Source organism: Streptomyces sp. RKAG293, assembly GCF_023701745.1.
GTDB lineage: Bacteria > Actinomycetota > Actinomycetes > Streptomycetales > Streptomycetaceae > Actinacidiphila.
Map to the genome: position 1 here is coordinate 1,140,417 of NZ_JAJOZB010000001.1, position 24,715 is coordinate 1,165,131.

General features: G+C 71.8%; 19 protein-coding genes and 1 pseudogene. 7 read left to right on the forward strand and 13 right to left on the reverse strand.

The annotated features are described in order from the left end of the window. Positions 1 to 61 precede the first annotated feature (61 nt). Positions 62 to 643, reverse strand: coding sequence for a tetratricopeptide repeat protein (locus LNW72_RS04980; RefSeq protein WP_250974241.1), 582 nt, complete (start codon positions 641 to 643; stop codon positions 62 to 64). On the opposite strand from LNW72_RS04980, the gene LNW72_RS04985 reads away from it, so the two are divergent. Further along, positions 642 to 1,781, forward strand: a complete 1,140-nt coding sequence (locus LNW72_RS04985; RefSeq protein ID WP_250974242.1) for a DUF5937 family protein — start codon at positions 642 to 644, stop codon at positions 1,779 to 1,781. The genes LNW72_RS04980 and LNW72_RS04985 overlap by 2 nt on opposite strands. 22 nt (positions 1,782 to 1,803) lie before the next feature. On the opposite strand, the gene LNW72_RS04990 is transcribed toward LNW72_RS04985, so the two are convergent. From LNW72_RS04990 to LNW72_RS05025, 8 genes are all read right to left on the reverse strand, one after another. After that, a complete protein-coding gene (locus LNW72_RS04990) occupies positions 1,804 to 2,148 on the reverse strand; it encodes a hypothetical protein (RefSeq protein WP_250974243.1) in 345 nt (114 codons plus the stop codon). A 73-nt stretch (positions 2,149 to 2,221) separates the two neighbouring features. Then, positions 2,222 to 2,377, reverse strand: coding sequence for a hypothetical protein (locus LNW72_RS04995; protein WP_164292787.1), 156 nt, complete (start codon positions 2,375 to 2,377; stop codon positions 2,222 to 2,224). A 182-nt stretch (positions 2,378 to 2,559) separates the two neighbouring features. Further along, positions 2,560 to 3,810, reverse strand: a complete 1,251-nt coding sequence (locus tag LNW72_RS05000) for a DUF2637 domain-containing protein (protein ID WP_250974244.1) — start codon at positions 3,808 to 3,810, stop codon at positions 2,560 to 2,562. Between the two features lie 165 nt (positions 3,811 to 3,975). Beyond that, the gene (gene egtD / locus LNW72_RS05005) at positions 3,976 to 4,947 is read right to left on the reverse strand and encodes an L-histidine N(alpha)-methyltransferase (RefSeq protein WP_250974245.1); all 972 of its coding nucleotides are present in this window, start codon (positions 4,945 to 4,947) and stop codon (positions 3,976 to 3,978) included. Next, positions 4,944 to 5,696, reverse strand: a complete 753-nt coding sequence (gene egtC / locus LNW72_RS05010; RefSeq protein WP_250974246.1) for an ergothioneine biosynthesis protein EgtC — start codon at positions 5,694 to 5,696, stop codon at positions 4,944 to 4,946. The genes egtD and egtC overlap by 4 nt, the downstream gene beginning before the upstream one ends. Continuing rightward, positions 5,696 to 7,045 (reverse strand): ergothioneine biosynthesis protein EgtB, encoded by a 1,350-nt coding sequence (gene egtB, locus LNW72_RS05015; RefSeq protein ID WP_250974247.1) that lies wholly within the window; start codon positions 7,043 to 7,045, stop codon positions 5,696 to 5,698. Before egtB ends, egtC begins: the two co-directional genes overlap by 1 nt. Next, positions 7,042 to 8,376 carry an ergothioneine biosynthesis glutamate--cysteine ligase EgtA gene (egtA, locus tag LNW72_RS05020; protein WP_250980022.1) on the reverse strand — a complete coding sequence of 445 codons (1,335 nt, stop codon included), beginning with the start codon at positions 8,374 to 8,376 and terminating at the stop codon, positions 7,042 to 7,044. Before egtA ends, egtB begins: the two co-directional genes overlap by 4 nt. A 157-nt stretch (positions 8,377 to 8,533) precedes the next feature. After that, entirely contained in the window at positions 8,534 to 9,760 is a 1,227-nt protein-coding gene (locus tag LNW72_RS05025; RefSeq protein WP_250974248.1) for an aminotransferase class I/II-fold pyridoxal phosphate-dependent enzyme, read from the reverse strand. Positions 9,761 to 9,873: 113 nt separating this feature from the next. Between LNW72_RS05025 and LNW72_RS05030 the strand changes: the two genes are divergently transcribed. After that, positions 9,874 to 10,398, forward strand: coding sequence for a hypothetical protein (locus LNW72_RS05030; protein WP_250974249.1), 525 nt, complete (start codon positions 9,874 to 9,876; stop codon positions 10,396 to 10,398). 210 nt (positions 10,399 to 10,608) lie between these two features. Next, positions 10,609 to 13,343 (forward strand): annotated as a pseudogene (locus LNW72_RS05035) (exo-beta-D-glucosaminidase). A gap of 64 nt (positions 13,344 to 13,407) precedes the next feature. Here the strand turns inward: LNW72_RS05035 and LNW72_RS05040 are convergent. Both LNW72_RS05040 and LNW72_RS05045 read right to left on the reverse strand, forming a co-directional pair. Further along, positions 13,408 to 15,552, reverse strand: coding sequence for an RICIN domain-containing protein (locus LNW72_RS05040; protein ID WP_250980023.1), 2,145 nt, complete (start codon positions 15,550 to 15,552; stop codon positions 13,408 to 13,410). 112 nt (positions 15,553 to 15,664) lie between these two features. Continuing rightward, on the reverse strand, positions 15,665 to 17,083 hold the full coding sequence (locus LNW72_RS05045; protein ID WP_250974250.1) for a ricin-type beta-trefoil lectin domain protein: 1,419 nt from the start codon (positions 17,081 to 17,083) through the stop codon (positions 15,665 to 15,667). 463 nt (positions 17,084 to 17,546) lie between these two features. Between LNW72_RS05045 and LNW72_RS05050 the strand changes: the two genes are divergently transcribed. After that, positions 17,547 to 18,998 carry an NAD(P)/FAD-dependent oxidoreductase gene (locus LNW72_RS05050; protein ID WP_250974251.1) on the forward strand — a complete coding sequence of 484 codons (1,452 nt, stop codon included), beginning with the start codon at positions 17,547 to 17,549 and terminating at the stop codon, positions 18,996 to 18,998. A 418-nt stretch (positions 18,999 to 19,416) separates the two neighbouring features. Here LNW72_RS05050 and LNW72_RS05055 read toward each other — a convergent pair whose 3' ends face one another. Then, a complete protein-coding gene (locus LNW72_RS05055; protein WP_308401881.1) occupies positions 19,417 to 19,686 on the reverse strand; it encodes a DUF4235 domain-containing protein in 270 nt (89 codons plus the stop codon). Positions 19,687 to 19,954: 268 nt separating this feature from the next. On the opposite strand from LNW72_RS05055, the gene LNW72_RS05060 reads away from it, so the two are divergent. Then, complete coding sequence (locus LNW72_RS05060) at positions 19,955 to 21,313, forward strand: NAD(P)/FAD-dependent oxidoreductase (protein WP_250974252.1); 1,359 nt, start codon at positions 19,955 to 19,957, stop codon at positions 21,311 to 21,313. Positions 21,314 to 21,332: 19 nt separating this feature from the next. Further along, complete coding sequence (locus LNW72_RS05065) at positions 21,333 to 22,883, forward strand: MFS transporter (protein ID WP_250974253.1); 1,551 nt, start codon at positions 21,333 to 21,335, stop codon at positions 22,881 to 22,883. Between the two features lie 54 nt (positions 22,884 to 22,937). Here the strand turns inward: LNW72_RS05065 and LNW72_RS05070 are convergent, their stop codons facing one another. Beyond that, positions 22,938 to 24,098 (reverse strand): PP2C family protein-serine/threonine phosphatase, encoded by a 1,161-nt coding sequence (locus LNW72_RS05070; protein WP_250974254.1) that lies wholly within the window; start codon positions 24,096 to 24,098, stop codon positions 22,938 to 22,940. Between the two features lie 95 nt (positions 24,099 to 24,193). On the opposite strand from LNW72_RS05070, the gene LNW72_RS05075 reads away from it, so the two are divergent. Then, positions 24,194 to 24,685: a MarR family transcriptional regulator gene (locus LNW72_RS05075; protein ID WP_250974255.1), complete on the forward strand. Its 492-nt coding sequence runs from the start codon at positions 24,194 to 24,196 to the stop codon at positions 24,683 to 24,685. Positions 24,686 to 24,715 lie beyond the last annotated feature (30 nt).

Genomic DNA, 24,715 nt, shown 5'->3' on the forward strand with positions numbered 1-24,715 from the left:
CGAGCCGGAGACGGGGGACGGTGCACGGCCGGACACCGGGCCCGGGCCGGGCCGTGCGGCGTTACCCGGCGGGATCGGGCTCCACCAGCAGCCGGGCGTAGTTGGCCGCCGAGCGCTGGTAGCGGGGCAGATGGCCGGCCAGCGCCGTCAGCGCGATCGACACCGCTTCGCGTTCGCGGCCGGTGTCCGCCAGAGCGAGGGCGAGAAAGACGGTGACGGCGTCGTCCAGGTGGTCGGAGCCGGCGTCCCGCTCGGCGGTCAGCAGGGCGACGCTCTCCGGCGCGCGGCCGAGGTTGCGCAGCGAACTGGCCAGCTGGATCACGGCCCGGCGGCGTCGCTCACCCGTCAGCCCGAGGCCGAGCGCCTGCCGGTACAGCGGGACCGCGAGGTCGGAGTGGCCGGTCGAGTCGAACGAGGCGGCGCGTTCGAACACCCCCGCCGGATGGTCCGGGGGCAGCTCGGCGGCGAGTTTCTCCATCCGGGCCTGGAAGTCCTCCTCGCTGTGGTCGTCGATGGCCGCCCACAGCTCCGCCGTCCGCCGCTCCCACCCGGCGTCCGTCGCGGCCGTCCCGGCCGTTCCCGCCGTTCCCGCCGTTCCCGCCGTCGCGTTCGCCGCACCGGCCGCGTTCGTCGTGTCGTTCATGTCGTGCTCCCCTCACGGTCGCCCCGCCGGGCGGCGGTGGCGCTGCTCATGGGGGCCATCCTGCGAGCCTTGCTACGCTCCCACCAGTCATTCGGCCCGGACCGAATCACTCACCGGGACACCCGATCTCCGCGGGGAGCACACCATCGCCGTCACTCTGCGGTTCAGCCCCGCCGACCTGCGGCGATGCCGCTTCGCGGTCTCTCCGGCGCTGGAGACGCTCGCCGCGGTCCGCGTCGCCACCGGCGAACAGGGTCCTGGCCACCACCAGCGGTGGCTGGACTCGGTCCGCCCCGCGCTCGACACCCTGGACCTGCGGCCGATCACCTTGTTGCAGCCCCGGCGCGGATACACCCCCGACTTCCTGTCGCCGCCGCCGACCGGTCCGCTCGCCACGTTCGACGAGGACCTCGCCCGCATCGCGGCGACCCCACCGGAACAGGTCCGCGCCGAGATCGTCCGCTCGCTCCAGGAGAGTCCCGGGGCGTCGGACAGCGAGACCGGCCGGCTGCTGCTCGGCGAGCCGGCCGGCGTTCTCGCGCTGCTGACGCGGCTGGTCCGCGAGGCATGGCACACACTGGTCGAACCGGTCTGGCCGCGGGTGCGCAACCTGCTCGACGCGGATGTCGGCTTCCAGTCCCGGCGGCTGGCCGAGGGCGGTCTCGACCGGCTCTTCGCCGAGCTCCACCCCATGCTGCGATGGCACGACAACGTCCTGACGAGGGAGTTCGGCGACGACGACCGGCGCGATCTGCACGGCGAGGGACTGGTGCTGGTGCCCAGCGCCTTCAAGTGGGACGAGGTCGTCATCGTCGTCGACCCGCCCTGGCAGCCCACCGCGATCTACCCGGTGCGCGGCCTCGGCACCCTGTGGCAGCCGCCGCGCGGCACCGGGGACGCCGCGCTTGCCCGGCTGATCGGGCGCACCCGGGCCGCGCTGCTGACCGGCCTGACGGAACCCGCCTCGACCTCGGCGCTCGCCCACCGCCATGCCCTCGCGGGCGGCACCGTCTCGGAGCACCTCTCGGTCCTGCGGGACGCGGGCTTCGTCGTCGGCGAGCGCCACCGGCACGAGATCCGCTACCGCCGCACGGACCTCGGCCACGCGGTGGCGGAGCACGGGCACGGCGGCGGATAACGCGCCGGAGCGGCGGCCGCCGTCAGGACGTGGGGCGCTCGTAGAGCCTGTCGAGCCGGTGGTCGAGGGCGACCAGATCCGGATGCCGGGCGACGAAGCGCTTGCCGCGCTCCCGCTCCCGGACCGCGTCGCGGACGCTGCGCCGGGCGGCCCGGTGGAGCGCCGCGGCGAACCGGACGGCCGGTTGCCCGGCGGCGGCCAGCTCCGCGGCCACGGCACGGAACTCCGCGTCGACCTCGGCGAGATGGGGACCACGCCGGTCGGCCGCGTCCTCGACCGCGATCCGGGCCTCGGCCCGGTCGATGCCCAGTCGTGCGGCAAGCCGGAACGCGATCGTGTCCAGAACACGCTGCTGCTCGGGCGTCATGGATCCAGTGTTGCGCACGGATCGCCGTCGCGATAGCGTGTCGGCCCCCCTCGTCCGGAGGCAGATCCGCACGTCAGTCCTGGGGCTCGCCGTCCGGCGGGTCGATCCGGCGGGACTCCTCGGCACGGCGGCGCAGGGTGTTGCGACGATATCCGGCCACGGCGATCAGCAGGCCCGCGGCAAGGCTGACACCGACCCACAGACCGAGCCACTCCAGAACCGTGATCACCAGCGCCGCCACCTCCTTGTCTCGCCGGCCGCGCGGGGCAGCTGGCGGCGGGTGAGGCGAACCCGTCCATACGACGCATTGGTACCGGATCATGCCGAACCGCTCTTACTGGAGTGTCCCAGCCCGTCGGCACCCAGGAGGACAACTTCCCGCAACGGTCACTCCTCCGGGGGAGGTTGCTCTCAAACCTCCACGCCGTACTCCGCGCCCGAGCGCTCCGCCTCGTACCGTTCCCGCAGTTGGCCGGCGTAGCGGCGCAGGCTGTCGGGGCTCAGCGGCTGACCGCCGCGGCCGGAGACGTTGTAGCGGACGAAGAGACTCTTCGCGAGATCGTCGAAGGTCGGGTACTGGCCCAGCGCGTCGGTCAGTTCGACGAACGCGGCGTAGATGGTGTCGAGGCGCGAGGCGGCGCCGGCCGGACCCGCGGGCGCGGCGGCCGGCTGTTCCCGGGCGGCCACCGGTGCCGGCTCGGGCGCCGTGCCGTCGTCCTGCGCCGGGTAGCCGCCGAGCTCGCCGGACTCGTCCGCGGGCAGCACCGGGACCGGGGTGAACCAGAGGTTCTCGTACCCGTCGTTCCCGTCGTCCCCCGCCGGCTGTCCCGGGTGCGCCCGGCCGTCGACGCTGTCCGGAGCGGCGGACTGCTCATGGCGGGTGGCCCCGGGGTCCTCACCGTCCGCGGTGGCGGCCTCAGCGGTGGCGCTGTCCGCTCCGCCGGGACCGGCGGTGACCGCGGGCACGGCGGGAAGGGTGATGCCGGCGGCGGCGAGGCCGAGGGCGGCGGTTTCGGCGAGGGGGATGCCGTAGCGGGCGAGCCGCAGGGGCATGAGGGCTTCGACGGGTGCTTTGCGGCGCCAGGCGCGGCCGTAGCGGGCCTGGAGGCGGGCCTGGTAGACGAGGCGGTCCTGCTCGAGGCGGATGACCTGGTCGTAGGAGCGCAGTTCCCACAGCTTCATGCGGCGCCACAGCTTGAAGGTGGGGAACGGGGCGAGCAGCCAGCGGGTGAGGCGGACCGATTCCATGTGCTTGTCGGCGGTCAGGTCCGCGACCCGGCCCACCGCGTGCCGGGCGGCCTCGACACAGACCACGAACAGCACCGGGATGATGCCGTGCATCCCGACCCCGACCGGATCGGGCCAGGCGGCCGCACCGTTGAACGCGATGGTCGCCGCGGTCAGCAGCCACGCGGTCTGCCGCAGCAGCGGGAACGGGATCCGCATCCACGTCAACAGCAGATCCAGCGCCAGCAGCACCACGATCCCGGCGTCCACACCGATCGGGAACACGTTCGCGAACCAGCCGAAGCCCTTGTTCTGCGCCAGCTCCCGCACCGCGGCATACGATCCCGCGAAACCGATCGCGGCGATCACCACCGCACCGGCGACCACCACACCGACAAGAATCCGGTGCGTCCGGGTCAAACGTATCGCGGGCACCCGCGACCCCTCCTATAGGTGTCGTACATCAGTTCAGCGGTGCCCAGAGTCTCATGGGCGGAGCCCGCCTGAAGTGACACCCCTCGAACACCCCTGACATGAGACGGCTCCCGCACCGCCGAGGACGGTGCGGGAGCCGGCCGCGGTGCCCGCGGAGAAGCGCCGTTACCGGGCGACAGACAGCGACAGCCCGAACCGGCCGCCGGTGTCCGTCCACCAGTGGCGCAGGTCGAGCCCGGAGGCGTCGAGCTCCTCGCGCAGGCCCTCCTCGCGGAACTTCGCGGAGATCTCGGTGCGCATCTCCTCGCCCGGCTCGAAGGTGACCGCGAGGTCGAGCTCGGGGATCTTCACCGTCAGGTGGGAGCGGGCCCGCAACCGCATCTCGATCCACTCGCGTTGCCGGTCCCACAGGGCGATGTGGTCGAACTCACCCGGGTCGAAGTCGGCGCCGAGTTCGCGGTTGATGACGTGCAGCACGTTCTTGTTGAACTCCGCGGTCACCCCGGCCGCGTCGTCATAGGCGGCGACGAGGGTGGCCTCGTCCTTCACCAGGTCCGTGCCGATCAGCAGCGCGTCGCCGGGGGCGAGTCCGGCGCGGACCGCGGCCAGGAAGCGGGCGCGTTCGGCGGGCAGCAGATTGCCGAGGGTGCCACCGAGGAAGGCCACCAGCCGCGGCCCCTCGGCCCCGGGCACCCGCAGGTCGCCCAGGAAGTCGCCGATGAGGGCGTCGACCCGCAGCCCGGGGTACTCCTTGAGCAGCGCTTCCCCGGCCTGTTGCAGGGCCGCCTCACTGACGTCCACGGGCGTGTACGTCTTCAGCGTCCCGGCGGCGAGCAGCGCGTCGAGGAGCAGCCGGGTCTTGTCGGACGATCCGGAGCCGAGCTCGATGAGAGTGGCCGCTCCCGTGGCGGCGGCTATCTCCTTCGCTCTCGACTGCAGGATCTCCCGTTCCGCGCGGGTCGGGTAGTACTCCGGGAGCCGGGTGATCTCCTCGAAGAGCTCGCTGCCGCGGGCGTCGTAGAACCACTTGGGCGGCAGCCACTTGGGGTCGGCGGTGAGGCCTTCGCGTACGTCGGCGCGCAGGGCGTCGGCGGTGGCGTCGGCGGGCAGGCGGCGGGTGAGCGTGAAGGTACTCAACGGTTCGGCTCCTTGAGCGTCGTGAGCTGGATCTCGTCGGGGGTGGCGACGAGCAGGGTCCGGTCGGGGACCCTGACCCAGGTGTCCCCGTCGTCGTGGGGTTCCGAGACGACGAGGACCGAACGGCCCGGCTCGTGGCGGTAGTAGAGGGTGTCGCCCCAGGTGGTGGCGGCGATGACGGCACCGTCGGTGAGAAGGAGGTTGAGGCGCCCCCGGTCGTGCGGGGCGAGGTCGGCGATGGTGCCGGCGAGCGCGTCGCCCGGCGGCTCCCCGGCCCGCAGCCGGTGCAGGGCCAGCGCCCAGACGAAGGCGGAGTCGCAGCGCGCGTCCAGGGAGAGCAGTTCCGCGGCGGACAGCCGCGCGGCGGCGGGCTCCAGGGTCGCGGGCCAGCCGGTGAGCGCCCCGTTGTGGCTGAAGAGCCAGCGGTCGGCGGCGAACGGCGCCGCGGCGTTCTCGCCCGCCGCACCGCCCTCCGTCGCGGAGCGGACGGCGGCCAGCAGCGCACCGGTGCTGATGACGCGGGCCAGGTCGGGGAAGGCGGCGTCGGCCCAGATCGGTCCTTCGCGGCGGTAGCGGGCGGGCACCGGATCGCGGTCCGCGTACCAGCCGACGCCGAAACCGTCGGCGTTGACCGTTCCGTGGCGCTGCTCGCGGGGCGCCCAGGACTGCCGGTACAGGCTGTGTGCCGGCTCGGTGAGCACGGTGCGCAGCGCGATGGGCGGCCCGAGGTAGGCCAGATGCCGGCACATCAGCGGCCGTCCTGGGAGCGGGCGGTGCGGAAGCCGGAGAAGATCTGCCGGCGTACGGGGTGGTCCCAGTTGCGGAAGGTGCCGCGGCAGGCGACCTGGTCGACGGCGAACGCTCCGCCGCGCAGCACCTTGTAGTCGCCGCCGTAGAAGACCTCGCTGTACTCCGGGTAAGGCCACGCGGCGAATCCGGGATAGGCCAGGAAGTCGCTGCCGGTCCACTCCCAGACGTCGCCGATGAGCTGGCGCACCCCGAGCGGGGAGGCTCCGGCGGGGTAGCTGCCGGCGGGCGCGGGCCGCAGGTGCCGCTGGCCGAGGTTGGCGTGTTCCGGACCCGGGTCCTCGTCCCCCCACGGGTAGCGCCGGGAGCGGCCGGTGGCCGGGTCGTGGCGGGCGGCCTTCTCCCACTCGGCCTCGGTGGGCAGCCGGCGTCCGGCCCAGCGGGCGTAGGCGTCGGCCTCGTACCAGGACACGTGCAGGACGGGCTCGTCCGCGGGCACCGGTTCCGTGACGCCGAAGTGCCGGCGCAGCCACTGGCCGCCTTCGCGGCTCCAGTACAGCGGGGCGAACAGGCCGGCCCGCTGCCGGTGCTCCCAGCCGGGTCCTGTCCACCAGCGCGGGTCGTCGTAGCCGCCGTCCGCGATGAACTCCAGGTAGGCGCCGTTGGTGACCGGTGTGGTGTCGATGTGGAAGGCATCGACCTGGACGCTGTGGGCGGGGCGTTCGTTGTCCAGCGCCCAGGGTTCCGTGGAGGTGCCCATGGTGAACGGTCCGGCGGGTACCAGGACCTCGCGCGGCAGTATCGCGGCGTCGGCGGGTGCGGCGGGCGGCGACGGTGCGGTGAGGACGGCGGGGCCGGTCCGCAGCTGATGGGTGATCAGCATGGTCTCGTCGTGCTGCTGTTCGTGCTGCGCGACCATGCCGAAGGCGAATCCCGCGTCGAGGAGGCCGCTGCCGTGCAGCGGGGTCTTCTCGATGAGGTCCATGACCCGGCCGCGGACCTCGTGGTTGTATCCGCGGGCCTCACCGGGCGGCAGCAGGGGCAGCCGGGGCCGCTCCGCGCGGGGGTGCTCGAACGCGTCGTAGAGCGAGTTGATCTCACTGGGGAAGATCGGCTCGTGGCCGCCGACGGTGCGCAGCAGCCACAGCTCCTCCTGGTTCCCGATGTGTGCGAGGTCCCAGACCAGGGGTGACATCAGCGGTGAGTGCTGGGCGGTGAGGTCCGGGTCCTCGACGCATTCGGTCAGGGTCCGGGTGCGGGCGCGCGCGGTGGTCAGGGCCGCCGCGATGCGGGCGCGCAGCGCGTCATCGTTTTGCCCGGGGGCCCGCCCGGGGGCGGTGCTGTCGTTCACGCGCGGTCCTCCTTGGTCGGCGTGCCGGTCCGGGCCGGCGGGCGGCCGGACGCGGAGCGGACCTGGTCGATCAGGTCGTCGGCGGGACATCGGCCGCGCGCGATGTAGCGCTCGGCGAACTCGGTGACGGTGGCCTGGACGTGCGCGGGTGCGCCGATCCGCGGCAGCGCTTCGAGGGCGGCCCGGAAGCAGGCGTCGGCCGCCCGGCGCAGGGCCGGGTCGGTCAGGCCCCGGCGGGCCGCGCGGACCCACAGCGGGTTGCGCGGGGCGGGCGGGCCGCCCACGCCCAGCGGCAGCAGGGCCTGGAGCGCCGCCTGGTGGGCGACGGGGTCGTCGAACAGGGCGGTGACCACGGCCAGCGGCACGATCCAGCCGTCCTCGCCGGACTGCGCGTCGATCATGCGCAGTTCCAGGTGGCCCTGCGGCCGGACGGGCGGGAACAGGGTGGTCAGGTGGTAGCGCAGATCGTCGAGGGTGGGTGCGGAGCCGTCCGGGCCGCCGTTCCCGATCCAGTCGCGGAAGGTAAGTTCGGTGGGCGCGGTCCAGGGCAGGCCGTCCTGCTGCCGGATGCACATCACCGGGGCGTCGAGGGCGTACCGGGCCCAGGCGGCGCGGGGTTCGCGGTCAAGCGGCGGGGCGAGGGTGCGGGCGGTGTCCATCAGGGACCACACGGCCTGACGGGTGGACCGCCAGCCGCTGGGGACGCCCTGGCGCAGCGGTGAGTTGGCGAACGCGGCGACCAGGACGGGGCCCAGCAGATGGGCCAGCCGCCAGCGGGACCGGATGCCGTGCGGCCCGGGGCTGTCGGTGCCCGCGTCCACGCAGACCTGCACGGAGGCGGTGCTGCACATCATGGAACGGCCGGCGGGGCCCGCCCGGTCGAAGTACTCCTCCATCGCGACATAGCGCGGGAGGTCCAGGATGCGGCGTGGTGTGCGGTAGGGATCGTGGCCGTGGCCTGCGGCGACGAGGCCCCGCGCCTTGAGATGGCCGCGGACGGCGGCCAGGTCGGCCGAGGTCTCCTCGACGCATTGCGCGAGGGAGTCGGCGGGGCGGGAGCTGAGTTCTATCTGGCCGCCCGGCTCACGGGTGAGCCCGGCGTTCAGCGGGAGCTGTTCCAGACCGCTGACGGCGTCTGCCAGCCGGCCGGGGTCGATATGCAGGGCCGGGTCGTTCGTGTCGTGCAGAAACCATTCGAGCTCGGTACCGACCCTGGTCGGTGGGCCGGTCTTGAAACAGATGCCGTGGATGAACAGCTCTGCCTCTGCCTCGGTGACCGGTCCCGCGGAACCGGGCTGCCGCCGGGCCGGTCGCCTGGCGGTGCCTGCCATGTCGTGACGCATGGTGATGTCTCCCATCGGGCCGCTGTGGCGGCCGCTAACCAATGTGCCTCACTACGGACGATCGCGCTCACTTTTTCTTATGGTTTGTTCGAATATGTTAACTTTTTGGCCGATGTTCTTTTGTGTCACATGCCTCCCGCATGCGTCACCTGCCCCCCGACCGCATTCCCGGCCGCTTTTCGGCGAAACGGGCGATCCGGTCGGCGGCCTCGGCGAGCGCCGGCGCCGGCAGCGCGAAGTTCAGCCGTGCGTATCCCTCCCCCGCCGCCCCGAACGCGGCGCCGTCCGTCAACTCCACACCGCACGCGGCCAGCAGCACCTCCCGGATCCCGGCGTCCGGTGCGACACCCTCCGGCCGCGCGCCGGCGAAGGCCGCTCCGCGCAGCCACAACAGGAAGGACGCCTCCGGCACGCACTCGACCGCTCCGGGAACCGCGTCCGCCAACCGGGTGACGATCAGGTCCCGCCGGTCCGTCAGCCCGGCAGTCAGTGAACGCAGCCACGGCTCGCCGTGTTCCAGCGCGACCTGCTGGGCGAGTGCCCCGAGCAGCCGTCCGCCCTCGAAGAAGCCGAATCCCTCCAGCGTGGCGACGACGCGCTGCCGCAGGCCGGCGTCGGGTACGAGGAGGAACGCGTCCGCCAGGCCGCTGACGTTGAAGGCCTTGCCCACCGAGTGGACGACGACGGTGTGCCGCGCGAACTCCCCGGCGGCGTGTACGGCGGTGCTGTGCCGGTGCCCGGGGTGCACGATCTCGCAGTGCACCTCGTCGCTGATCAGCAGCCCGCCGCAGCCGGCGGCCGCCGCGGCGAGCGCGTGCAGTTCCGCGGCGTCCCACACCCGGCCGGTGGGGTTGTGCGGGCTGCTCAGCGCCACCACGGCGCCCGGTTCCCGGCGGCAGGCGTCGGCGAACTCGTCCACGGCCAGCCGGTATCCGCCGCCCGTCCGGTCGAGCGGGATCTCCCGTACGGTCCGGCCGGCGGCGCCGGCGACGGCCGCGAAGCCGCCGTACTCGGGCGCCGGCGTCAGCACCGGGCCGCGCGGCGCCGGGCCGGCCGCGGCCGCGTCGAGCAGCACGCGTACCGCGGTGCGGGGACCGAACGGCAGCAGCACCACCCAGTCGGGGTCGATCGCGGCCGCGTGGCGGCGGGCGTACCAGCGCGCGACCAGCTCCCGGGCGGCGGGATCGGCCCGGGTGTACCCCAGTGCGTAATGGTCCAGCCGGTCCCGGAGCGCCGTGTAGAGGGCCGGGAATCCCGGCAGGTCCATGTCGGCCACGCCCAGCGGGATCCGCCCGGCGTCCTGCTCCACGCCCGCGGTCAGCCACTTCACGCTCCGGGTCCCCGTCCGGTCCAGCCCGTGTCCGCCGTCCATCGGTCTCCCTGTCGTCGCCGCCGACCAGTCCGTCCGTCCCTGCCTACCCGTCCCCTCGAAGTAAACAGCGAAAATCGCTTGCCCCTCCGATCGGGAGGAGTAATTTTGATTACATGATTACAGCGAAGGATCGTGAAGCGGTACGCGGCTGGTTCGCCGGGCGCCTGCCGGAAGGACTGTTCACCGAGCTCCTGGACATCACCGTCGACCGGGAGGAGATCACCGTCGTCGGCCGGATCCCCGAGCCCGAACTGGCCGCGGACGTCTCGCAGGCGGAGCGGGACGCGGCCCAGGAGGGGCGCATCGCGGAGTTCCGCGGGCGCACCCGCGGCGCCCGCATGGAGGTGGCCCGGGAGGCCGAGGAGAAGTACGGGCGCAAGGTGTCGTGGGGTGTGCAGTGCGCGGACACCCGCGGCTGGTACACCACGGTCGCCGCGCCGGTCATGACGCGGCTGCGCCAGCCCGAGCGCCAGGTGCTCGACACCCTGATCGCGGGGGGCGTCGCCCGCAGCCGCAGCGACGCGCTGGCCTGGTGCGTACGGCTGGTCCAGCGCAACGCCGACGACTGGCTCGGCGATCTGCGCGGTTCCCTGGAACACGTCGAGCAGGTGCGCGCCCAGGGGCCCGACAAGGACTGACTCCCGTCCGCCGCGGACCGACACCCCCTCGTGCCGGCGCCGTCCCGCCACCGCGGGGCCGCGCCGGCACGCGCATGTCTCCCAGGCGCCGTTGACACGGCCTGCCCGCCTCCCTAAATTCAGGGGAACCGTATTAGTAAAGTTCCTTAACTTGAAACTCGGCACCCCCGCCCAGGCGCGAACCCCCCACGAGCCACTGGGAGATCCAGCGTGTTCCTCCGTCCGGCACCACACCGTCGACGGCAGGCCACCGCGGCGGCACTCGCCGTCCTCGGTCTCGCCCTCGCCCTCGTCCTCCCCGCCAACGCCGCTCCCCCGGCCCCCGCCGCAGCCCGCCCGGCGGCACCGGTCACCGTGACCGCACCGGAGCCGGGCTCGGCGACCGCCCTCACCGGCTACGCCATCCAGTCGTCCGCCAAGGTCACCGACTCCCCCACCGCGGTCTCCACACCCGGTTATCCGGCCGCCGGCTGGTACCCGGCCGGTCCGCGCTCCACCGTGCTCGCGGCACTGCTCGCCACCGGCCGCTACGCGGACCCGTTCTACTCGCAGAACCTCAAGAAGATCCCCACCGCGGACTTCGCCGTCCCGTGGTGGTACCGCTCCGACTTCACCGTCAGCGACACGTCCGCGCGCACCTATCTGGACTTCAGCGGCGTCGTCTCCGCCGCCGACGTGTACGTCAACGGCGTCCGGATCGCGACCAAGGACGCGGTGGCCGGCGCCTACACCCGGCATGAGCTGGATGTCACCTCCCAGGTCAGGGCGGGTACCAACACCGTCGCCTTCCTCGTCCAGCCGAACGATCCCCGGAAGAACCTGACCATGGGGTGGATCGACTGGCTCCAGCCGCCGCCCGACGAGAACATGGGCCTCGTCCGGGACGTCCTGGTGCGCCGCGGCGGACCGGTGGCGCTGCGGGACGCGCACGTGGTCACCGCCCTCGCACTGCCGTCCCTCGGCTCGGCCGACCTGACCGTGAAGGCACAGGTCCGCAACGACACCGCGGACCCGGTCACGACGACCGTGTCCGGCACGATCGGCGCCATCACCTTCAGCCAGAACGTCGGCCTCGCCGCACACGAGTCCAAGGCGGTCGCCTTCGCGCCGTCCGGCTATCCCCAACTGCGGCTGAACCAGCCCGCGGTGTGGTGGCCGGCCGGCATGGGCGCCCAGTCGATGTACGACCTGCGGCTGACCGCCAGCGTCTCGGGCACCGCCTCCGACAGCGCGCAGGAGCGCTTCGGGATCCGGGACGTCAAGGCGCCCGTGGACGGCAACGGCGCGCGCCAGTACTCCGTCAACGGCCGCAAGCTGCTCATCAAAGGCGGCGGCTGGTCACCCGACGTGTTCCTGCGCTGGGACCGCACGTACACCGAGGACCGGCTGCGGTACGCGCTCGATCTGGGCCTCAACACCATCCGGCTCGAAGGCCACATCGAACCGGACGAGTTCTTCGACCTCGCCGACCGGTACGGCATCCTGACGATGCCCGGCTGGGAGTGCTGCGACAAGTGGGAGGGCAACGTCAACGGCGGCGAGCCCGGCGACAAGTGGACCGCGGCCGACTACCCCGTCGCGAAGGCGTCCATGGCCGGTGAGGCCGCCCGGCTGCGCGACCACCCCAGCGTCATCTCGTTCCTCATCGGCAGCGACTTCGCCCCCGACGCCACCATCGAGAAGGGCTACGTCGACGCCCTGAAGGCCGCCGACTGGCCGACACCCGTGGTCGCGGCCGCCTCCGCCAAGTCCGCACCGCTGTCGGGACCGTCCGGCATGAAGATGAGCGGTCCCTACGACTGGGTGCCGCCCAACTACTGGTACGCCAAACGCGAGGGCGGCGCCACCGGCTTCAACTCCGAGACCAGCGCCGGCCCCGACATCCCCACCCTGGACACCCTGCGCCGCACGCTGTCCCCCGCCGAACTCGAAACCCTCTGGAAGGACCCCACCGCCCCCAGTACCACCGCTCGCCCTCGTCGACCTTCAAGGACCTCAAGCTCTTCGGCAACGCGCTGACCGGCCGCTACGGCAAGCCGACCGGCTTGGACGACTACGTCCGCAAGGCGCAGCTGGCCCAGTACGAGGCCGTCCGCGCCCAGTTCGAGTCCTACGGCCGCAACGCCTCCGACAGCTCCCAGCCGGCCACCGGAGTCATCTACTGGATGTTCAACAGCGGCTGGACCTCGCTGCACTGGCAGCTGGTCGACCGCTATCTCGACCAGGGCGGCGCCTACTTCGGCGCCAAGAAGGCCAACGAACCGCTGCACGTGCAGTACTCGTACGACACCCGCTCGGTGGTCCTGGTCAACAACCGGCACGCGGCCGCGTCCGGACTCACCGCCCGGGTCAGCCTGTACAACACCGACGGGACCATGAAGTACGACAAGACCAGTACCGGACTGACGGTCGGCGGTGACGGCGCCAAGACCACCGCACTCACCGTGCCGTCCACAGTGAGCGGGCTGTCCTCCACCTATCTGGCCAAGCTCGTGCTGACGGACTCCTCGGGCGCCGAGGTCAGCCGCAACGTGTACTGGCTCTCCACCCGGCAGGACGTCCTGGACTGGGACAACACTGACTGGTACTACACCCCCACGACCGCCTACGCCGACCTCAAGGGACTCAGCTCCCTGGCTCCGGCCACCGTCACCGCGACGGCACGGACCACCGCCGGAAGCGACGGCACGTCCACCACCTCGGTCACCCTCAGCAACACGGGCACGGGCAAAGCGCCCGCGCTGCTGACCGACGCCCATCTGGTGGACGGCGCCGGCGCCCCGGTGCTGCCGGTGACCTGGTCCGACAACGAGGTGAGTCTCTGGCCCGGCGAGTCGGTGACGTTCACCGCCTCGTACCGGACCGCTGACCTGCACGGCTCCGCGCCCCGCGTGCGGGTCTCGGGCTGGAACACCGCCACCGCCACCGTCCCCGCGAACCGGTAGCCGCCGGTACCTGCGAATGCCGCGCCCGGCCGCTGGTGACAGCGGCCGGGCGCGGCATCGTGAACTACGGGTAGCTGACGAGGTTGGCGACGTTGCTGCCCGAGTTGGACGGGCCGCCGGTGGAGTTGATGACGTGGTTGATGGTTCCGGTGCCGCCCAGCGAGACGGTCACCATGTTGTGGAACTTCACACCCGAGGTGTTCGGTACTTCGAAGGAGTGCTCCTCGACGACCGCGGGATTGCTGCTGAAGTAGCAGTAGCTGCCGAAGCCCCATGCCTCATGGCTGGTGACCGCGTCCGCGACCTTGTAGGCGGCGTAGCCTCGGGTGCCGCCGTTCATCCAGGCCGCCTGGTTCGGCGGATCGTAGGGAAGCTCGTTCTGGTAGAAGTACGTGCGGCCGCCGTTGCCGTTCCAGATGGTCTGGTACTGCTGGTAGTGCTCGACGAACAGCCCGTACATCGTGACGTTGTTGCCGTTCACGACCAGTCCGGTGGCCGCCGTGTTGGACGTCCATCCGACGCCGCTGCCGTGGTCGGCCCGCCACAGCCACATGTGGTCGCCGATGACGTTGGAGCTGTTGACCACCAGGCTCTGGGTGGCCTTCCCGACGCCCGCGCCGCCGATGCGGAAGAACACGTCGTGCAGGGAGGTCGGGTCGGCCGAGTGGCTCTGGCTCGAGCCGGCCGGGCCGACCTGCATGAGCGTCGCGGAGTTCACCGAACCGGCGTCGATCAGCAGTCCGGCTACCTTCACTCCGTCGACGTCCGCGACCGACATCGCGGTCACGCCGTTGTCCGGGACCAGCGTGGCGAGGCCCAGACCGAGGACGACGGTGTCGGGACGGGTCACCCTGATCGTGTCGTTGAGGTGGTAGACGCCCGGGGTGAACAGCAGGTTCTTGCCCTGCGCGAGGGCCCCGTTGATGTCGGCCGAGGTCGCGCCCTGCTTGACGATGAAGAACTGGCTGATGGGCAGCGAGGAGCCGGCGGCCGTGCCGTTGGCCCAGGTGGTGCCCTGCGAGTTCGACCGCAGTGCGGGGACGAACACCTGGTAGGCACCCGCCGCGTCGATGTAGAGGAACGGCTTCTCACGTGTGACGGGGGTCTGGTTCACCGTGGTGTAGGGCGGGTTGGGGAAGGTGTTGGCGGGCGCGTTGGTGTCGCCGACGAAGACCATGTTCCAGTTGGATCCGGTCCAGCTGCCCCACTGGCTGTTCCGTGACAGCCACTGCTGCTGCGAACCGGAGCGCACCTGGCCGTCGACCTTGGAGTCGGCCATGAAGCCGCCGCTGGACCAGCCGCCGTCGTCCAGGGCGAGATTGCCGCGCACATGCATGCGCCGGTACGGCGCGGCCTGCGAGACGGCCCACCGGTCGGTGCCCGAGGTGGGGTTGACGGAGAGGTTCTCGGCGGAGCGCCAGAAGTTCTGGGTGGCGTTGCCCTGGAACCAGTCGGCTTCCGCGTGCACACCGCCGTTGATGGTGACCGCGTCGGGCGACAGGCCGAGACCGGCCACCTGTGTGTAGAAGCCGACGTTGACGTCGGCGTTGTAGGTGCCCGGCTTGAACAGCAGCGCGAAGCGGTTGGCGCCGAACTGGTTGGTCTCCTGCTGGCTGAAGACGGTGTTCAGCCGGCTCTGGATCGTCGACGCGGACATCGACGGGTCGAAGACGGAGACGTTGGGGCCCAGGTCAGGGGTGCCGGGCGGGTTGTCCGGCGGGGTGCCGGTCGCCGGGGTCACCTGGAAGGACTGGGCCGTGCTGCCGTTGCAGGCCCACTGCTGCAGCTGGACGCTGTTGGCGGTCGAGGCGCTCGGCACGTCCAGGCACTTGCCGCTGTTGCGGCTGACGAAGTGGTACGAGCCGCCGGTCTCCTCGACCGGCAGCCACTGCTGGTTGTTGCCGCCGCCGTAGGTCCACAGGTGGATCAGGCCGCCGTCGGCGGTGGAGACGTCGGCGACGTCCCACACCTGGGCTGCGTTGCCCTGGCTGTTGACCCGGACGTAGCCGTCACTGGTGGCCTGGAACTGCCACTGCTGCGCGGCGGTACCGTTACAGGTGTACTGCTGCACGGCGGTGCCGTTGGCCGTCGAGGCGGCGCGGGCGTCCGCGCACAGGCCGCTGTTCTTGTTGGCGACGGTGACGAGCCCGGTGGGCAGCGCCGCCGCGGACGCCTTGCCGGCCGGCGCCAGGAGCGTCCAGCAGGTCATGGCGAGGACGACGAACGCCAGCGCCAGCGGTGCCGCTCTTCGGGCGGTGAGCGGATGGTTCGAGTGTCGTGCGGTCACGGAGTACTCCTGTCGTTGTGGGGTGCGGCGGTCATCAGCTGGGGAGCGCCCACTGCTGATTGGCCGACCCCGCGCAGTCCCACAGCTGGAGGCGCGTGCCGTTGGCCGAGCTCTGCCCGGTGGCGTCGAGGCAGCGGCCCGAGGCGGGGTTCACCAGCGTGTTGCCGGAGCGGGTCCACTTCTGGGCGCCACCGCCGGAGCAGTCCCACAGCTGGATCTTCGTCCCGTTGGCGGTGCCCTGGCCGGTGGCGTCCATGCACTTGCCCAGCGCCTTCAGGGAGCCGTCCGCGGCGACGGTCCAGTTCTGGGCGCCGGTGCCGTTGCAGTCGTAGAGCTGTACGGCGGTGCCGTTGGCCGAACTCGCGGCCGCCACGTCGACGCACTTGCCGGCGATGCCGGTGATCCGCCCGGTGGGCTCGGTCCCGCCGCCACCGTTGTTGCCGGTGATCGCGTTGAAGGTGCGGGCGAACTGGTACGGGCTCTGCGAGGTGCCGCTGCAGCTGTCGGACAGGGTGCCGTTGCTGGCGCAGGCCTTGTCGCGGCCCAGTGCCCAGAAGGACAGCTCCTGAATGCCGTGGCTGGCGGCGAAGGTCTCCAGCGAGGTGGCGTTGGCGGTGCTGAAGACCTCGTTGGTCGAGTCGTTCACCCCGATCATGGGGGTGTTGCCCTCCATCGCCCACAGCTGGTCGGAGGTCTTGGTGTTCCAGATCTGGCCGAGCTGGCCGTGCAGGGCGGTGGCGGCGTTGATGGCGGCCTGGCCCATGTCCATCGAGGGCCCGTAGTCCATCGTCATGATGTTGACGACGCTGACGTTGAGGCCGCGGCTCTTCGCGTTGTTCAGCAGGCTGATGGAGTTGGACTCCAGCCCGGTCGGGTTGACCGGGAGGGTGTAGTCGACGGCGAGGGTGCGGCCGGCCGCCGCGTACTGCTGCTGCAGGGCGGCGAGCGCCTGGTTGCGGCGGTCGTTGGCGGCGGTGTCGTTGAGCGCGCCGCCTTCGATGTCCAGGTCGATGCGGGTCAGGTTGAGGGTGTCGACGACCCTCTTGTACTGCGCCTGGAGCGAGGAGACCGACGTACACGCCTGGCCGAGTTCGGTGCCGGCGGCGCCGCCGAAGGAGGCGATGACATCGCCGCCGGAGGCGCGCAGGCTGTTGATGGCGCTGGTCCATCCGGCGTCACCTATGTCGGTGTTGCCGTTGAACGTCGCGTTGCATCCGCCGCCGCCGATGACGAAGGCGAGCGTGAAGTACTTGAGGCCGGTGGCGGCCTGCGCACTGGCCATCGCCGAGGGCGAGTTCCAGGTCTCGACGTAAGGAGCCGCGTAGTGCGCGGGGAATCCGGGTCCGGGGTTGGCGGCGGCGTTCGCGGCCGGGCTGCTGCCGAGCAGCAGACCTCCGGACATGATCGGGATCGCTGCGGCGACCAGGGTTTTCTTCAGGCGTGACCAGGGCATGGCTGTCCTTCGGAACGTGCGCCAAGGGAGCGCGTGGGGGTGCCCGCCGCCCCAGGGGTGGCGGAGTCCTGACCGGTGGTGCGCAGGCCGCGGCACGCCCCGGTGTGGTGCGGCTCCGGGCGTGTCGTGGCCGGTGGTGCGACCGGTGCACGGCTGGTGTGCGGCCGTGCATCAGCTGTGGTGGGACGAGCCGCCGGTGATCTGGTGGGGGGTCGGCGGCGGCCGCCGGAGAAGGCCGGGTAAGGAAGTTGCGGAAGCGCGGCTTCTTTTATCACCACTTAGTTCAAGGGGTGATTGAACTCGCGTGATCATGGTCGCGTCAAGGGTCTGGACCAATCAAATGGAACTCGCCCCACCACGCCCTTTCCGCTGCCGCCGCGCCCGTGCGACGGGTGGTGGCCGTACCCGGGCCGTTGGGCGAAGATGACTTCTGGACGCCCGCCCCCTGCAGACAGGCCCTCTCATGAGCCCCTCACCCCAGTCATCCGGGACCACGACGTACGACGTCATCGTGATCGGCGCGGGCCCGGTGGGAGAGAACCTCGCGGACCGCACCCGCGCCGCGGGCCTCACCACCGTCGTCGTGGAGAGCGAACTCATCGGCGGCGAATGCTCCTACTGGGCCTGCATGCCCAGCAAGGCGCTGCTGCGCCCGGTGGCCGCGCTGGCGGGCGCCCGCGCCGTCGCCGGTTCCCGCGAAGCGGTGAGCGGCGGTCTCGACGCCGCCGCGGTGCTGGCCCGGCGCGACGATTTCGCCTCGCACTGGAAGGACGACGGACAGGCCGCCTGGCTGGAATCCGTCGATGTCGACCTGGTACGCGGCGAAGGGCGGCTCGACGGGCCGCGCCAGGTCGTCGTCCGCACACCCGAGGGCACGGAACGGACGCTGACCGCCCGGCACGCCGTCGCGGTCTGCACCGGCAGCCGCGCCGTCCTGCCGGAACTGCCCGGCCTCGACGAGGCGCACCCGTGGACGAGCCGGGAGGCCACGTCCTCGCCGGCCGTGCCCGGCCGGCTGGTCGTGGTGGGCGGCGGCGTGGTCGGCGTCGAGATGGCGACGGCCTGGCGGGCGCTGGGCTCCGAGGTCACCCTCCTGGTGCGCGGCGCCCAACTGCTGCCCAGGATGGAACCGTTCGCGGGCGAGTCCGTCGCGACGTCACTGACCGAGGCGGGCGCCATCGTACGCACCGGGGTCGACGTGGCGGCCGTCCGCCGGGAGTCGCCGTCCGCACCGGTGACCGTGATCCTGGAGGGCGGGGAGGAGATCGAGGCGGACGAGGTCCTCTTCGCCACCGGCCGCGCCCCGCGGACCGACGGCCTCGGCCTGGAGACCGTCGGGCTCACCGATGGATCATGGCTGGAAGTCGACGACTCCTGCCGGGTCACCGCCGTCGACGGCGGCTGGCTGTACGCGGTCGGCGACGTCAACCACCGCGCCCTGCTGACCCATCAGGGCAAGTACCAGGCCCGGATCGCGGGCGCCGCCATCGGCGACCTCGCGGCCGGCCGGCCGCTGGACACCTCGCCGTGGGGTCCGCACGCCGCGACCGCCGATGTGGCGGCGGTGCCGCAGGTGGTGTTCACCGAACCCGAGATCGCCTCCGTCGGCCTGACCGCCCAGGAGGCCGAACGCGCCGGACGCCGGATCCGCGTCGTCGACCACGACCTCGGCCGGGTCGCCGGCGCGTCCCTCTACGCGGACGGCTACCGCGGCCAGGCCCGCATCGTCATCGACCTGGACCGCGGCCACCTCATCGGCGCCACCTTCACCGGCCCCGGCGTCAGCGAACTGCTGCAGTCCGCCACCATGGCCGTCGCGGGCGAGATCCCCGTCGACCGCCTCTGGCACGCCGTCCCCGCCTACCCGACGATCAGCGAAGTCTGGCTGCGGCTGCTGGAGACCTACCGGCAGTAGTCCGCCCATCGGCCGGGGGGCTTCGTCGGCTCGGCCTCGGTCATCGACGAGCGGCCCTTGATGTCGCGCTGCCGGCCGGCGCCGAGCCGCCGCTAGGGTCTGTCGTCTGGATCTCCGTGGGGGAAGGAGCGGTGTCCTGTGCGTGCAGCTGCAAGGCGGAGGAGGGAGGCGACGCGGAGCGTCGTCGACCGACGACAACGCGGCAGATGTGCGTGCTGGACACCGCGACGCCGCGAAGATCCAGACGACAGGCCCTAGGGCCTGTCCGGTCGATCATGGGCGGCCCAGGCGTCGTCTGGTGCGGTGCCTCGCAAGGCGCCGGAGCGCCCGCATACCGGTTGTATTCGGGCGTTTCGGCAACGCCGCGAGGGGCCGTGCCAGGCGGCGAAGGGGCCGTTCGTGATCGGCCGGACAGGCCCTAGTCACCTGGCCAGGTACCGGTGACGCGGCGCCAGCCGACGGCGCCGCCGCGCTGTACTGCCGCGCGGACCACCGAGAAGATCAGGCCCTCGAGGGCCGCGGCGGCGAGCACCTCACCCCAGGTGTGGTCGCTCTCGAGCGGTTCCGGCGCGTCGCCGGGCCCGACCCGGTCCCACACCTTCCGGAAGATCAGGCCGGCCACCGCGCCGCCCGCCATCCCGACGATGAGACCGATCGGTTTGTACACGACTTTCGCTGCCTTGGGCACAGCGCTGCCTCCTTCTGCTTCACCAGGATCCGCCCCATCGCGGCGGTGGTCCGACTGCCCTGTTCTCCTCCCCCTACGCCTTCCGCTCCTCGGCCCGATCAATCGGGTGACGAGATGTTTTCCCTACCGGGTCGCGGGTTAGCCGAACCCCATGAGGCCCGTTCGCACCGTCCGACCGGGCCGCGGCCCGCACGACATCGCGGTACCCCGGTACCGCGATCCGTCACCGCGTCGCCGACCCGCGTTACGGACAACGGAGGCTGTGGACATGGACCGACCCCGGATCGTCGTCGTGGGAGGCGGGTTCGCCGGGCTGGAGTGCGCGCGCCGGCTGGAGCAGCTGCTGGGTCCCGACGAGGCGCAGATCTCGCTGGTCACCCCCTTCGGGTACTCGCTGTACCTGCCGCTGCTGCCGCAGGTCGCCTCCGGTGTCCTGACCCCGCAGTCGGTGGCGGTCTCGCTGCGCCGGGTGCTGCGGCGGACGGCCGTCGTGCCGGGTGGGGCGATCGGTGTCGATCCGCGGGCGAAGGTCTGCATCGTGCGCAGGACCACCGACGAGATCACCGACATCGCCTACGACTACCTGGTCCTGGCGCCCGGCAGCATCACCCGCAGCTTCGACATTCCGGGGCTGGAGGAGAACGCCCGGGGAATGAAGACACTGGCCGAGGCGGCGTATCTGCGCGACCACGTCATCGCGCAGCTCGATCTCGCCGCGAACAGCACGGACCGTGCGGAGCAGGCGGCCCGGCTGCAGTTCGTGGTGGTGGGCGGCGGCTACGCCGGTACGGAGACGGCCGCCTGTCTGCAGCGGCTCACCACCGGCGCCCTCAAGCGCTATCCGCGGCTGGACCCGTCACTGATCAAGTGGCATCTGGTCGACATCGCCGACAAGCTCATGCCGGAACTCGGCGACGAGTTGGGCCGCAAAGCCATGACGATGCTGCGCAAGCGCGGCGTCGAGGTGTCGCTGGGCGTCTCCGTCGCCAAGGCCGCCCCGGAGAGCGTCACCCTCACCGACGGGCGGGAACTGCCCTGCCGCACGCTGGTCTGGACGGCGGGCGTCGCCGCCAGCCCTCTGATGGGGACCCTGGGCACGGAGACGGTCAAGGGGCGCCTCGTGGTGACCCCGTCGATGGAGGTCCCCGGCCTGGACGGCGTCTTCGCACTCGGCGACGCCGCCGCCGTTCCGGATCTGGCCCGGGGCGACGGCCGGATCTGCGCGCCCACGGCGCAGCACTCCCAGCGGCAGGGCAAGGCGGTCGCGGGCAATGTCGTCGCGGCGCTGCGCGGCCGGCAGCCGCGCCCTTACGTGCACAAGGACCTCGGCCTGGTCGTCGACCTCGGCGGGACGGACGCGGTCTCCCGGCCGCTGGGCATCGACCTCGCCGGTCTGCCGGCGCAGGCCGTGGCCCGCGGCTACCACCTGATGGCGCTGCGGACCAATGTCGCCAAGGTGCGGGTGATGACCAACTGGCTGCTCAACGCCACCGCGGGCGACGACTTCGTCCGCATCGGCTTCCTGGCCCGGCGCCCCGCCCGGCTGCGGGACTTCGAGTACACCGACGCCTATCTGACGCCGGACCAGATTGGTGAGCACACCGCCGCGCTGGCCGCGCGTGCCTGATCGCCCGAGGAGGCGTTCCATGGCGTCGTCAGACACCACAGACAGCAGAGCGGCCGGCGCGGGCGCGGCGGAGACCGGCACCATCACCACCGCGGTACCCGCCCGCCTCGACCGCCTGCCGTGGTCGAAGTGGCACTGGACCATCGTGATCGGTCTGGGAACGGTGTGGATCCTCGACGGGCTCGAGGTCACGGTCGTCGGCAACATCGCCGGCCGGCTCTCCGAGCAGGGCAGCGGACTGTCCATCACGTCCGCGCAGGTGACCGGTCTCGCCGCCGCCCTGTACGTGGCGGGGGCCTGTGTGGGCGCACTGTTCTTCGGCTGGCTCACCGACCGCTACGGCCGCAAGAAGCTGTTCCTGATCACCCTGGCCGTCTATCTCGCGGCCACGGCGATGACCGCGCTGTCGTTCCAGTCCTGGTGGTTCTTCACGTTCCGCTTCCTGACCGGGCTGGGCATCGGCGGTGAGTACGCGGCGATCAACTCGGCCATCGACGAGCTGATCCCGTCCAAGTACCGCGGCCGGGTCGATCTGATCATCAACGGCAGTTTCTGGCTGGGCGCCATCGCCGGCTCCCTGCTGTCGGTGCTCATGCTCGACACGAACATCTTCCCCGCCGATCTGGGCTGGCGGCTCACCTTCGCCCTGGGGGTCGTGCTGGGTCTGATCATCCTGGTGGTGCGGCGCCATGTGCCGGAGTCGCCACGCTGGATGTTCATCCACGGACGGGGTGAGGAGGCGGACGAGCTGGTGACGTCCGCCGAGGAGCAGATCACCCGCGAGACCGGACGCGAGCTGCCGGAACCCGCCGGCGAGATCACCATCCACCAGCGCACCTCGATCGGCTTCGGCATCATCGCGAAGACCGTCTTCGGCGACTACCCCAAGCGCGCCACGCTGGGTCTGGCGCTCTTCGTCGGCCAGGCGTTCCTCTACAACGCGATCACCTTCGGCTTCGGAGCGATCCTCACCACGTTCTACGACGTCCCCACCGGGCACACCGGCTACTACTTCGCGGTGATCGCCGCGGGCAACCTGATGGGTCCGCTGCTGCTGGGACGGCTCTTCGACACCTGGGGCCGGCGCCCCATGATCGCGGGTACCTACATCGGCAGCGGCCTGCTGCTGTTCGGCACCGCGTGGCTCTTCGGGGCCGGGCATCTGTCGGCCGACACGCTGACGGCGTGCTGGTGCGTGGTGCTGTTCTTCGCCTCGACGGGGGCCAGCAGCGCGTATCTCACCGTCTCCGAGATCTTCCCGATGGAGACCCGGGCGATGGCCATCGCGTTCTTCTACGCGATCGGGACGGCGGCGGGCGGCATCACCGGGCCGCTGGTGTTCGCCAAGCTCACCGAGTCCGGGGTGGTCGACGACACGGTCCTGGCGTTCTGCATCGGTGCGGCACTGATGACGGTGGCCGGGGTCGTCGCCGCCTTCCTGGCGGTACCGGCGGAGGGGCGTTCCCTGGAGGACATCGCCACCCCGCTGTCGGCCGCGAAGCCGCCCGCACCCGAGGCGTCCGCACCCGAGGCGTCCTCCACCTCCACCTCCACAGCGCCGGCCGCCTGACGGCCGGAGCGGTCAGGCGGCGGCAGCCAGGCGAGTGCGGTCAGACGGGCGCGGTCAGGCGGGCCTGCCGAACCAGTCCATGCAGACGACCAGTGCGTCGTCGTCCCCCTGGGACGAGCCGCGGTGTGTGGTGAGTTCCCTCAGTACGGCCCGCGGCACATCGGCCGCGGGCAGCAGCCGGGTGGCCAGGAACGCGCGGGCCAGCGCCCGGTCACCGTACGCCTCACCGCCGGCGTCGGTGACGGCGTGCACCCCGTCACTGACGAACAGCAGCCGGTCGCCGGGCAGCACCCGGATCGACTCGGGTTCGTAGTGGGTGCCGTCGAACATGCCCAGCGGGAGCTGGGCCTCGAACGTCAGGGGCCGTACCGTTCCGTCCCGCAGCACGAACGCCCTCGGTGATCCCGCGTCGATGATCTCCACCCGGCCGGTGGCCAGCTCGAACCGCAGCAGCAGGCACGACAGGTGCCAGGTGCCGTGGTGCTGGCCGTACACCGCCTGGTCGGCGAGCGCGGCCTGGTCGGCCAGCGGGAGGTCGGCGCGCCGGGCGTTGCGCAGCGCGCCCACGCCCAGGCTGGTGAGCAGCGCGGCGTTGATGCCGTCACCCATCCCGTTGGTGATCGACAGGGTCAGCGCGTCGGGCGAGGCGGACCAGTCGAAGTTGTCCCCGAAGGTGTCGTACGCGGGCTCCAGCTGTGCACCGAGGGCGAACTCGGGCCGGCTGCAGGAGCGGGCGGGCAGCAGCTGCCACTGCATCTCGGCGGCGAGGGTGAGCCGGTCCAGCCGGCGCGCCTGGACGTACAGGTCGGTGTCGCGCTCGGCGACCACCACCTCGTGGGCGAGCAGCCCGGCGATCTCCAGCAGCTCCTTGGTGGCGGCCGGGTCCGGCGGCTCCGCGAACGTGACACTCAGCACCCCGAGCCGGTCACCGCGCGCGGTGACCGGCAGGTGCAGGACGCTGCCGCCGTCCCGCCGCTCGGCGTACGGTTCCTGCGAGCCGAAGGCCCGGCCGGCGCCCGATCCGTCCACCGGCAGCGCCGGGACGCCGTGCGGCGGGACCGTCATCGCCTGCAGGTGTCCCAGACCGTAGTCGGCCATCAACAGCTGTGCGTCCAGGGCGTCGTGGCAGCGGGCCAGGACCGGCCGCAGGGCGTCGAGCAGGGCGGGAGGCGTCGCGGCGCGCAGGGCGCGCCCGGAGTCCTGGAGAGCGTTCACTGGTGGCTGGCCACGCCTTCGGTCGATGGGTCGGTACGCACCGGCGGGAGCCGGAAAGCTGACAGTTGGGGTCGGACAGTGCGAAGGTGAAGGCTATGCACTCCTCCCGATCCGCAACCCACCTCGAGGAGGCGGCAGGCGCCGCCTCGGAGATCACTGAGCTTCTCGAGGTGTTGTGGGGCCGTGGACGTGACGATTCCGCGGCTCCGGTGTCCGCCTCACAGCTGCGGGTGCTGTTCATACTCGCGGACAACGAGGGCATCAATCTCCGCACCCTGTCCGAGGCACTGGGCTCGGCCCCGCCGTCCGTCAGCAGACTCTGCGACCGGCTGCAGGCCGTCGGATACCTGGAGCGCGATCCCAATCCGGCGAGCCGGCGTGAGGTCCGGCTCCGGCTCAGCGGACGCGGCGTGAAGTTCCTCGACGAGTTGCGGGCCCGGCGCCGCGAGCAGCTGTCGCAGGTGCTGGCCACGATGCAGCCGGCCGCGCGGACGGCCCTGCTGAGCGGGTTGCGCGCGTTCCGGGACGCCGCCGCTTCCGAGACGTCCCCGCTCCCGGCGCACACGGTCGCCGCGCACATCGCGTAGGCGCCGTCCGCGGCGCGCGGGGTGTTCACC

Excerpts from the sequence above, each read along its gene's own strand:
- LNW72_RS04990 (WP_250974243.1), bottom strand. The coding sequence starts at position 2,148 with ATGACGCCCGAGCAGCAGCGTGTTCTGGACACGATCGCGTTCCGGCTT.
- egtC (WP_250974246.1), bottom strand. The coding sequence starts at position 5,696 with ATGTGCCGGCATCTGGCCTACCTCGGGCCGCCCATCGCGCTGCGCACC.
- egtA (WP_250980022.1), bottom strand. The coding sequence starts at position 8,376 with ATGGCAGGCACCGCCAGGCGACCGGCCCGGCGGCAGCCCGGTTCCGCG.
- LNW72_RS05065 (WP_250974253.1), top strand. The coding sequence starts at position 21,333 with ATGGCGTCGTCAGACACCACAGACAGCAGAGCGGCCGGCGCGGGCGCG.
- LNW72_RS04985 (WP_250974242.1), top strand. The coding sequence starts at position 642 with ATGTCGTGCTCCCCTCACGGTCGCCCCGCCGGGCGGCGGTGGCGCTGC.
- LNW72_RS05040 (WP_250980023.1), bottom strand. The coding sequence starts at position 15,552 with ATGACCTGCTGGACGCTCCTGGCGCCGGCCGGCAAGGCGTCCGCGGCG.
- LNW72_RS04980 (WP_250974241.1), bottom strand. The coding sequence starts at position 643 with ATGAACGACACGACGAACGCGGCCGGTGCGGCGAACGCGACGGCGGGA.
- LNW72_RS05045 (WP_250974250.1), bottom strand. The coding sequence starts at position 17,083 with ATGCCCTGGTCACGCCTGAAGAAAACCCTGGTCGCCGCAGCGATCCCG.
- LNW72_RS05060 (WP_250974252.1), top strand. The coding sequence starts at position 19,955 with ATGGACCGACCCCGGATCGTCGTCGTGGGAGGCGGGTTCGCCGGGCTG.
- LNW72_RS05050 (WP_250974251.1), top strand. The coding sequence starts at position 17,547 with ATGAGCCCCTCACCCCAGTCATCCGGGACCACGACGTACGACGTCATC.
- LNW72_RS05075 (WP_250974255.1), top strand. The coding sequence starts at position 24,194 with ATGCACTCCTCCCGATCCGCAACCCACCTCGAGGAGGCGGCAGGCGCC.
- LNW72_RS05030 (WP_250974249.1), top strand. The coding sequence starts at position 9,874 with ATGATTACAGCGAAGGATCGTGAAGCGGTACGCGGCTGGTTCGCCGGG.
- LNW72_RS05025 (WP_250974248.1), bottom strand. The coding sequence starts at position 9,760 with ATGGACGGCGGACACGGGCTGGACCGGACGGGGACCCGGAGCGTGAAG.